7 protein-coding genes are annotated in these 9,822 nt (G+C 67.4%); 5 read left to right on the forward strand and 2 right to left on the reverse strand.

The genetic code is table 11. The features are described 5' to 3' along the window. Window positions 1-33 precede the first annotated feature (33 nt). Window positions 34-1,065, forward strand: coding sequence for an alanine racemase (locus ACFQ6S_RS21475; RefSeq protein ID WP_383411949.1), 1,032 nt, complete (start codon window positions 34-36; stop codon window positions 1,063-1,065). A 110-nt stretch (window positions 1,066-1,175) separates the two neighbouring features. On the opposite strand, the gene ACFQ6S_RS21480 is transcribed toward ACFQ6S_RS21475, so the two are convergent. Then, window positions 1,176-2,675 carry a glycosyltransferase family 87 protein gene (locus ACFQ6S_RS21480; RefSeq protein ID WP_383411952.1) on the reverse strand — a complete coding sequence of 500 codons (1,500 nt, stop codon included), beginning with the start codon at window positions 2,673-2,675 and terminating at the stop codon, window positions 1,176-1,178. A gap of 171 nt (window positions 2,676-2,846) precedes the next feature. After that, a complete protein-coding gene (locus ACFQ6S_RS21485) occupies window positions 2,847-5,474 on the reverse strand; it encodes a transglycosylase domain-containing protein (RefSeq protein ID WP_383411955.1) in 2,628 nt (875 codons plus the stop codon). A gap of 352 nt (window positions 5,475-5,826) precedes the next feature. Here ACFQ6S_RS21485 and ACFQ6S_RS21490 point away from each other — a divergent pair, with 352 nt between their 5' ends. The 4 genes from ACFQ6S_RS21490 to ACFQ6S_RS21505 all read left to right on the forward strand — a co-directional run bounded on the left by ACFQ6S_RS21490 (window position 5,827) and on the right by ACFQ6S_RS21505 (window position 9,624). Next, window positions 5,827-6,510, forward strand: a complete 684-nt coding sequence (locus ACFQ6S_RS21490) for a PadR family transcriptional regulator (protein WP_383411958.1) — start codon at window positions 5,827-5,829, stop codon at window positions 6,508-6,510. Window positions 6,511-6,553: 43 nt separating this feature from the next. Further along, on the forward strand, window positions 6,554-7,636 hold the full coding sequence (locus tag ACFQ6S_RS21495; protein WP_383411961.1) for an inositol-3-phosphate synthase: 1,083 nt from the start codon (window positions 6,554-6,556) through the stop codon (window positions 7,634-7,636). 96 nt (window positions 7,637-7,732) lie between these two features. Then, entirely contained in the window at window positions 7,733-9,010 is a 1,278-nt protein-coding gene (locus tag ACFQ6S_RS21500) for an MFS transporter (protein ID WP_383411964.1), read from the forward strand. A 110-nt stretch (window positions 9,011-9,120) separates the two neighbouring features. Next, entirely contained in the window at window positions 9,121-9,624 is a 504-nt protein-coding gene (locus ACFQ6S_RS21505) for a hypothetical protein (RefSeq protein WP_383411966.1), read from the forward strand. Window positions 9,625-9,822 lie beyond the last annotated feature (198 nt).

The following is a 9,822-nucleotide window of genomic DNA, read 5'->3' on the forward strand; positions in this document are numbered from 1 at the left end:
ACCGCAGCCACGAGAAAGGTTCCAGGTCCGGCCATGGCGCTCACCCTCTACGTCGACACCGCGCGCTGGCGGGCGCACCACAAGCACGTGCAGGAGCAGTTCCCGGGTCTCGTCCCGGTCTGCAAGGGCAACGGCTACGGGTTCGGGCACGAGCGCCTGGCGGAGGAGGCCACACGGCTGGGCTCCGACGTCCTCGCCGTGGGCACGACGTACGAGGCCGCGCGCATCAAGGACTGGTTCGGCGGAGACCTGCTGGTGCTGACGCCGTACCGGCGCGGTGAGGAGCCGGTGCCGCTGCCCGACCGGGTCATCCGCTCCGTCTCATCGGTGGACGGCGTGTACGGCCTCGTGGGCGCCCGTGTGGTCATCGAGGTGATGTCCTCGATGAAGCGACACGGCATCAGCGAGCAGGACCTGGCGCAGCTGCACTCCGCCATCGAGAACGTCCGGCTGGAGGGCTTCGCCATCCACCTGCCGCTGGACCGCACCGACGGCTCCGACGCCGTCGAGGAGGTCATCGGCTGGATGGACCGGCTGCGCGCGGCCCGGCTGCCGCTGCACACGATGTTCGTCAGTCACCTCAAGGCCGAGGAACTCGCCCGTCTGCAGCAGCAGTTCCCGCAGACCCGCTTCCGCGCGCGTATCGGCACCCGGCTGTGGCTGGGGGACCACGACGCCACCGAGTACCGCGGCGCGGTCCTGGACGTCTCGCGGGTCTCCAAGGGCGACCGCTTCGGCTACCGGCAGCAGAAGTCGGCTTCTGACGGCTTCCTGGTGGTCGTGGCGGGCGGTACGTCCCACGGGGTGGGTCTGGAGGCCCCCAAGGCCCTGCACGGCGTCATGCCGCGCGCCAAGGGCGTCGCACGGGCCGGCCTCGCCACGGTCAACCGGAACCTTTCTCCCTTCGTGTGGGGAGGCAAGCAGCGCTGGTTCGCGGAACCCCCGCACATGCAGGTCTCGATCCTGTTCGTCCCGTCGGACGCCCCGGAGCCGAAGGTCGGCGACGAGCTGGTCGCCCATCTGCGGCACACCACCACGCAGTTCGACCGGCTCGTCGACCGCTGAGCCGCCGTAACGACGAAAGGCCGTACACGGAGCAGTCCGTGTACGGCCTTTTCCGCGTACGAGTCACTCCGTGTACGGCCGCCGACGTGCCCTTCTTACGCCCTGTTCGCTCAGAGCGAACTGCCGGTGGCCCCTCGGCTGCCCCACTCCACCTGCGGTCCCTCGAAGTGGGCCGCGTGCCGCGGTGGATGGGCTGCGGAGCCGAGCACGAACGCGTCCTCCGCTCTGTCGAGGACACCGCCTGAAGGGTCGTCCTCGCCGGCCCTGCGCACCGGATCGCGGTCCGGCATGAGGATGTCGCGTACGACGACGGCGCACAGGTACAGCGTCCCCAGCAGGTGCACACCGATGGCCCAGTGGTAGCCGTCGGGCGGCAGGCCCTTGTGGGCGTCCCCGCTGGTCGTGTACGCGAGGTACATCCAGATGCCCAGGAAGTACGCCACCTCGCACGCCTGCCAGATGAGGATGTCCCTCCACCGCGGCCGGGCCAGTACCGCCAGCGGCACCAGCCACAGGACGTACTGCGGCGAGTAGACCTTGTTGGTGAGGATGAACGCCGCGACGATCAGAAGCGCCAGCTGGGCGAAGCGGGGGCGCCGGGGCGCGGTGAGCGTGAGCGCGGCGATGCCGGCACAGCACACCAGCATCAGCAGCGTGGCGAGCGTGTTGACGGTCTCGGTGCTCAGCGGGTCGGTGGAGTTCTGGGCCAGGATCAGCCAGAACGAGCCGAAGTCGACGCCCCGCTCCTGACTGAACCGGTAGAACTGCGACCACCCGTCCCAGGCGAGAAGCATCACCGGAAGGTTCACGACCAGCCAGGCGAGGACAGTGCCACCCAGTGCCTTGCCGAAGTCGCGCCATTTGCCCGCACGCCAGCACAGAACGAACAGCGGGCCGAGCAGGAAGACGGGATAGAGCTTCGCCGCCGTGGCGAGCCCCAGCAGGATACCGAAGGCGACAGAGCGGCCACGGGACCACATCAGCATCGCCGCGGCCGTCAGGGCGACGGCCAGCAGGTCCCAGTTGATGGTCGCCGTCAGCGCGAAGGCGGGGGCCAGAGCGACCAGCAGACCGTCCCAGGGACGCCGGGTGTGGGTGCGGGTCACACAGACGGCGATGACGGCCGCACAGGCCATCAGCATCCCGGCGTTGACCATCCAGTACCACTGCTCCTGGTCCTGGATGGTGCCGCTGCCCGGCGTGATCCAGGAGGCGACCTCCATGAACACACCGGTGAGCACCGGGTACTCGAGGTACTCCATGTCACCGGCGAGCTTGTCGAAGTACGGCACGAGGCCGTCGGCGAAGCCGCGGCCCTGGTAGAGGTGCGGAATGTCCGAGTAGCAGGCATGTGTGTACTGCGAGCTGGCGCCGAAGAACCAGGCGCCGTTGTAGCAGGGCGCCTTCTGAACCAGACCGAGCGCGAACATGCCGATCGCAACGAGCGCGACGATCCGCACGGGAGTCCACCAGGACGTCCCGAGCAGCGCACGCCGTCCGATGGGGCCACCGATCAGCTCGCTACCCCGCGCGGCGACCTCGTCCTCCTTGGTCGGCCGCACCGGATCCGGCTCGTGCACGCTCGTGGGCGTCGTCTCTGCACTGGGCATGGGGCACATCCTGCCGTACCCGTCTGAGAACGGTGCAAGGACGACCGGGGTGTGCCGATTGAGTGTTTCACGTGAAACCGACGTTTCACGTGAAACAGCGGCAAAGGCCGGTGGCCGGCACCCATCGTGGGTGCCGGCCACCGGCCTTCTCGCGTCAGATCAGCCCGCCCGTCAGCCGGACGGTCCGCCGAAGATGCCTCCGTTGCCGTTGGCATTGCCTCCGGAGTCATCCGTTTCTGTCTCCGTTGGCGTCGGTGACTGGGTCACGCCTCCGTCCGAGCCACCGTTCTGCCCGCCGTTGCTGTTGTTGCACTGCCAGTCGAACTCATCGCATGTCTCGGTCGCTGTCGGCGTCGGCGACGTCTGCGACTGAGAGGGCGACGGCGTCGGCGTCGGGCTCTCTTCCTCGGTCTCGGTCGGCGACGGCGCCACGGTCGGCGTCGGGGTCTCCTCGATGACCTCGCCGATGGGCTCCGCCTCCGGGAAGGCCTCGTTGTCGATGCCCTTCATGGCCTCGGCCATGTAGTCCTTCCAGACCTGCGCCGGAATGTCACCACCATGGATGGAGGGCACACCACCGGTGCCGTTCATGGACAGCAGCTTGCCCTTGCCCGGGTCCGTCCGGAACAGCGTCACAGCCGTCGACAGCTCCCTGGTGTACCCGACGAACCAGGCCGACTTGTTCTCGTCGGTCGTACCCGTCTTGCCGGCCACCGGGAAGCCGATGTCCGCGACCTTCTTGCCGGTGCCGTTCTGGACCACGTTCTCCAGGACGTCCGTCACGTTGTTCGCGACGTTCGCGTCCATGGCGGTCTGCTCCTTCGGGGCTTCGAAGCCCTCGAGCTCATCGCCGTCCTTGAGCACCTTGGTGACCGAGTACGGCTCGAGGTGAGTACCCGAGTTGGCGAAGGTGCCGTACGCGTCGGCCATGCGGATGGCGCTGGGAGTCGACGTACCCAGCGAGAAGGACACGTTCTTGAGGTTGGCCTTGTCGAAGAAGCTGGACGAGATGCCCATCTTCTCCGCCATCTCCTGCGTCTTGGACAGGCCGACGTCGATGCCCAGTTGCGCGAACGGGCTGTTGATCGACTGTTCCATGGCCTTCCTGAGCGTGACCTCGCCCCAGGCCTTGGTGCCCTCGTTCTTCTGGCGGAACGGCTTTCCGTTGTTACCCATGATCGGATCGCCGTTCTGGTCCTTGATCTCCAGAAGGTCGTTGCCGTTGTACTTGGCCAGCGGCGAGAGTGCCTCTGGGGTGGTCTCGTAGGTCCCGTACTGCATCGCGGAGGCCAGCACGATGGGCTTCCAGGTCGATCCGACCGGCACACCGAGCGTGTTCGCGTTGTTGGAGTAGTGCCCCTTGTCGTAGCCCTCGCCTCCGTACAGCGCGACGATCGCTCCGGTCTTGGGATCGACCGACGCACCGCCGAACTGGACGTACTTGTCCAGCTCGCGCTCCTTGGGCTTGAGGAAGCTCTTGCGCGTCTTCTCGACGGCCGTCGCCAGGTCGTTGACCTTGTCCTTGTCGAAGGTCGTGTAGATCCGGTAGCCGCCCTTCTCCAGGTCCTCGGGCGACAGACCCGCCTTCTTGGCGACGTACTCCTTGGCGATGTCGATGAGATAGCCGGACTGACCGGACAGGTTCGAGTTCTGCTTCTTGAACTTGGGGAAGTCACCGACCTTGGCACGGTCCGCCGGCGACAGACGCCCCACCTCGACCATGCGGTCCAGGATCCACGACCAGCGTTCCTTCGCCCGCTTGGTGTTCTCGTCAGACGTGGCGCCCGCTCCCACACCGCCGTCGGGGTTGTAGAAGTTCGGGCCCTTCAGTACGGAGGCGAGGAACGCGCACTGTGTGGTGCTGAGGTTCTTGGCGTCCACGCCGAAGTACGCCTGGGCCGCCGCCTGGATGCCGTAGGCGTTACGGCCGTAGTAGGCGGTGTTGAGGTAGCCCGCGAGGATGTCGTCCTTGGACATCTTCTGGCCCACCTTGATGGAGATGAACAGCTCCTTGAACTTACGGGAGAGGGTCTGGTCCTGGCTCAGGTAGGTGTTCTTCACGAACTGCTGGGTGATGGTCGAACCACCCTGCGTCTCGCCGCCCTTGGCCATGTTGGCGAGGGCTCGCGCGATACCCGCCGGGTCGATGCCGTTGTCCTTGTAGAAGGACGCGTTCTCGGCGGAGACCACCGCGTTCTTCATGTCCAGCGGGATCTCGGCGTTGCTCACGAGCTGACGGTTCGTCTGACCACCGGTCGACGCCATCTGCTTGCCGTTGGACCAGTAGAAGACGTTGTTCTGCGCCATGGCCGTGTCCTGGGCCTTGGGGATGCCCACCATGGCGTACCCGATGCCCGCCGCGGCGACCAGACCGCCCATGAAGGCGAGGAAGACTCCGGTGACGAGCTTCCACGACGGCACCCAGCGCGCCATGCCGTACTTGCCCGCGCGCGGATAGTCGATGAACCGCTTCTCGGGCGGGGCGGCTCCACGCCCTCTGCCGCGCCCCGGGCCGTTCGGCCCGCCGGGAACTGCGCGGCGGCCACCACCGCCCGGTTCGGCCGCTCTACGGCGGCCGCCGCTGCTTCTCTGGGCCGCGCGGCGTGCTTCCGCACGGCCGCCGTACGGACGTTCCTCGTTACCCGCACCGGTGGAACCCGACCCGTAAGAGTCGGAGGGAGATCCGGTGGCGCCTCGCGGTGCCGCTCGGCGGCCGGAGGGCGAAGCGGCCTGACCGCGTCGGGTCGCGGCACGTCCGCCTCCCTGCGGCTGCGGCGGTTTGCGACGGTGCTCGCTCATCGAACGACTACTCCTCGGACAGGCGCACCCCAGGGCGCCTGGCAACGACGGCGGTTTTCCGGTCCCCCCGGAGTACGGATGTGGTCGGTTCCTCATTCACCCGTACTGCACCAAGGATGACGACGCCCTCAGGTGTCACTCGGTTCCCGGTGCTGTGCATGGCGCACAGACTACGCACCGTCAAAGTCCACCTAGCCCCGAACTTCACCCCAAATCAGGCAACTCGCTCCAGATGAATCGTTGATGTGATCCCGTTCACCGTTCCCCCACTTGTCGTGCCCGGAAGGTCGTTCTATCGTCGTGATGTATCGAGTCGATACATCAGCGCGACATACGACGAGGAGGCGAGGGGATGAGCCGACGTTCCGGGATCCTTGAGTTCGCCGTTCTCGGATTGCTGCGCGAGTCCCCGATGCACGGCTATGAGCTGCGCAAACGACTCAATACGTCACTGGGCGTGTTCCGTGCGTTCAGCTACGGCACGCTGTACCCCTGCCTCAAGACGCTGGTCGCCAACGGCTGGTTGATCGAGGAACCGGGGAACACCGCCGAGGACGCGCTCGCCGCACCACTCGCGGGCCGTCGCGCCAAGATCGTCTACCGCTTGACGGCGGAAGGTAAGGAGCACTTCGAGGAGCTGCTCTCCCAGACCGGACCCGACGCGTACGAGGACGAGCACTTCGCTGCCCGATTTGCTTTCTTCGGACGCACACCACAGGACGTGCGCATGCGCGTGCTGGAGGGCCGACGCAGCCGGCTGGAGGAGCGCCTGGAGAAGATGCGCGCCTCCCTGGCACGCACACGGGAGCGCCTCGACGACTACACGCTTGAGCTCCAGCGCCACGGGATGGAGTCCGTGGAGCGCGAAGTGCGCTGGCTGAACGAGCTCATCGAGAGCGAGCGGGCCGGGCGGGACCTAAAGGGTCCCGCTGCCGGGGGGCCCGTCTCGCGGGACAACACAACTGGAGCGCCGGGCGGCCTGCCCCGGCCGGGGGAAGACCCCCGGCCGGATACGCCCGGCGACACCGCCACGTGAGATCCACTCAGGACCTCACTCGTACACACAGGGAGCAACCGGAATGGGTTCGGTTCGCGTAGCCGTCGTCGGCGTGGGCAACTGTGCCGCGTCGCTGGTTCAGGGAGTCGAGTACTACAAGGACGCCGACCCGGCGTCGAAGGTCCCCGGCCTGATGCACGTGCAGTTCGGCGACTACCACGTCCGTGACGTCGAGTTCGTCGCGGCCTTCGATGTCGACGCGAAGAAGGTCGGCCTCGACCTGGCGGACGCCATCGGCGCCAGCGAGAACAACACGATCAAGATCTGCGACGTGCCGCGCACCGGCGTGACCGTCCAGCGCGGCCACACCCTCGACGGCCTCGGCAAGTACTACCGCGAGACCATCGAGGAGTCCGCCGAGGCCCCGGTCGACGTCGTCCAGATCCTCAAGGACAAGCAGGTCGACGTCCTCGTCTGCTACCTGCCGGTGGGCTCCGAGGACGCCGCGAAGTTCTACGCCCAGTGCGCCATCGACGCCAAGGTCGCCTTCGTCAACGCGCTGCCGGTCTTCATCGCCGGTACGAAGGAATGGGCGGACAAGTTCACCGAGGCGGGCGTCCCGATCGTCGGTGACGACATCAAGTCCCAGGTCGGTGCCACCATCACGCACCGCGTCATGGCGAAGCTGTTCGAGGACCGCGGCGTCATCCTGGACCGCACGATGCAGCTGAACGTCGGCGGCAACATGGACTTCAAGAACATGCTCGAGCGTGACCGCCTCGAGTCCAAGAAGATCTCCAAGACGCAGGCCGTGACTTCGCAGATCCCCGACCGGGAGCTCGGCGAGAAGAACGTCCACATCGGCCCGTCCGACTACGTCGCGTGGCTCGACGACCGCAAGTGGGCCTACGTCCGCCTCGAGGGCCGCGCCTTCGGTGACGTCCCGCTGAACCTGGAGTACAAGCTCGAGGTCTGGGACTCCCCGAACTCCGCCGGCGTCATCATCGACGCCGTGCGCGCCGCGAAGATCGCCAAGGACCGCGGCATCGGCGGCCCGATCCTGTCGGCGTCCAGCTACTTCATGAAGTCCCCGCCGGTCCAGTACTTCGACGACCAGGCCCGCGAGAACGTCGAGAAGTTCATCAAGGGTGAGGTCGAGCGCTGAGCACCACGGCGCCGCATTAGAACGCTCCTGCCAGAGCTGCCGAGGGTCCCCGGGTTGTACCGCCCGGGGACCTTCCCGTATGTGAGGCTGTGCCCCATGTCCGTCGTACGCGACCTGCGGGTCCTGCTGCGCTTCCGGAACTTCCGGCGCCTGCTCGTCGTACGCCTGCTCTCGCAGGGCGCCGACGGCGTCTACCAGACCGCGCTCGCCACGTACGTCGTCTTCTCCCCGGAGAAACAGACCTCGGCCACCGCCATCGCCTCCGCAATGGCGGTGCTGCTCCTGCCGTACTCCCTTGTGGGCCCCTTCTCCGGCGTCCTGCTGGACCGCTGGCGCCGCCGCCAGGTCCTCCTCTACGGCAGCCTGCTGCGCACGGTGCTGGCTTCGGCCACCGCCGCCCTGATCGTCACCCAGGTCCCGGACTGGCTCTTCTACGTCTCCGCCCTGTGTGTCACGGCCGTCAACCGCTTCGTCCTGTCCGGCCTGTCCGCCGCGCTGCCGCGCGTGGTCGACGACGAGCGGCTGGTGATCGCCAACTCGCTTTCCCCGACGGCCGGGACGCTCGCCGCGACCGCCGGTGCCGGACTGGCCTTCGTCGTACGGCTGGTGGTCTGGGACTCCGACGCCGCCGTGGTGCTTCTCGGAGCCGCCCTGTATCTGTGCGCGGGACTGGCGTCGCTGCGCATGGCACCGGAACTGCTCGGTCCCGACCGCGACTTGGTGCAGCCACGCCTCTCGGCGGCACTCTCCGGCACCGCGCGCGACCTGACCGCAGGCGTGCGCCATCTCGCCGCTCCGCCACGCCGCGAGGCGGCCTGGGCGCTGTTCTCGATGACCCTGATGCGCTTCTGCTACGGCGCCCTGCTGGTCATGGTGCTGATGCTGTGCCGGTACGCCTTCTCCTCCGACACCGATGACGGACTCGCCCTGCTGGGGCTGGCGTTGGGCATCTCCGGAGCCGGCTTCTTCGCTGCGGCCGTCGTGACCCCGTGGGCGGTGGCACGGCTCGGGCCCGGCCGCTGGATCGCCGTGTGCGCGGGGGCCGCCGCCGTCCTGGTGTTCGCCCTCGGTCTCCCCTTCGCCACAACTCCCATGCTGGTCGCGGCATTCGTCCTGGGCCTGACGACACAGGGCGCGAAGATCGCGACGGACACGATCGTGCAGTCCTCGGTCGACGACGGCTTCCGTGGCCGGACCTTCTCCGTCTACGACGTGCTGTTCAATGTCGCCTTCGTCGGAGCCGCGGGAGTGGCCGCCCTGATACTGCCGCCGGACGGCCGTTCGGCCCCTCTTGTGGTCACAGTCGCCGTTATCTACGCGGCAGTTGCTGTGGCTATGGCCCGCTTTGAGGCTCGGTCTGTGTCACATCAATGACACAGAGCCACTCCCGGCTACAGAGTTGTCAGTGGGGCCCGGTAGCTTACGTCCGTCTTACATCGCGCATTGTTCGCGATCAGCACCCATGTTCTTAGGGGGACCCCCAAGTGACGACTCCGCCGCCCCAGGGCAATCCATTCGCCCAAGGCCAGAACCCGTACGCCCAGGAGCAGCCGCCCCAGGGACAGGCCCCGTACCCGCAGCAGCCGGGCCAGCCGGGCTTTCCCCCGCAGGGCGGAGCGCCTTACGCACCGGTTCCGCCGCAGCAGCCTCGCCGCAAGGTCAGCTTCAAGACGGTCAAGAACGTCCTCGTCGGTGTGGCGGTCGTGACTGCGATCGGCGTCGGCTACATAGCCAGCCTGGACGACGCGGACCAGGCGAAGGTGGGCGACTGCCTGAAGTCCTCCTCCTCGTCGTCGAGCTCGGACGACAGCATGGAGGTCGTGGAGTGCTCTTCCTCCGAGGCTGAGGCCAAGGTGCTCAAGAAGATCGAGGGCACCTACACCTCGTTCACCGCCGAGAGCGAGTGCCGCAAGGTCAGCGGCGCCACCAGCTTCTACGCCCAGACCGGTGATGGCGACAACTTCCTGCTCTGCCTGACGGACGCCTGATCTGACCGCTCCGCGCACTGAGGAGCTGTGACGATGCTTGAGGGGCTGTGTTTCACGTGAAACACAGCCCCTCACCGCGTACCGCTCTTCATGGATACGGCGGCGGGGGGGGGGGGGGGGGGGAGAGGAACACCCCCCCAACCCCCCCCCCCCCCCCCCCCCCCCCCCCCCCCCCCCCCCCCCCCCCCCCCCCCCCCT

This window comes from Streptomyces sp. NPDC056479, assembly GCF_042795335.1.
Classification (GTDB): domain Bacteria; phylum Actinomycetota; class Actinomycetes; order Streptomycetales; family Streptomycetaceae; genus Streptomyces.

What these genes read in the sequence shown, in the direction of transcription:
- ACFQ6S_RS21475 (WP_383411949.1), top strand. Translation starts at nt 34, where the DNA reads ATGGCGCTCACCCTCTACGTCGACACCGCGCGCTGGCGGGCGCACCAC.
- ACFQ6S_RS21480 (WP_383411952.1), bottom strand. Translation starts at nt 2,675, where the DNA reads ATGCCCAGTGCAGAGACGACGCCCACGAGCGTGCACGAGCCGGATCCG.
- ACFQ6S_RS21485 (WP_383411955.1), bottom strand. Translation starts at nt 5,474, where the DNA reads ATGAGCGAGCACCGTCGCAAACCGCCGCAGCCGCAGGGAGGCGGACGT.
- ACFQ6S_RS21490 (WP_383411958.1), top strand. Translation starts at nt 5,827, where the DNA reads ATGAGCCGACGTTCCGGGATCCTTGAGTTCGCCGTTCTCGGATTGCTG.
- ACFQ6S_RS21495 (WP_383411961.1), top strand. Translation starts at nt 6,554, where the DNA reads ATGGGTTCGGTTCGCGTAGCCGTCGTCGGCGTGGGCAACTGTGCCGCG.
- ACFQ6S_RS21500 (WP_383411964.1), top strand. Translation starts at nt 7,733, where the DNA reads ATGTCCGTCGTACGCGACCTGCGGGTCCTGCTGCGCTTCCGGAACTTC.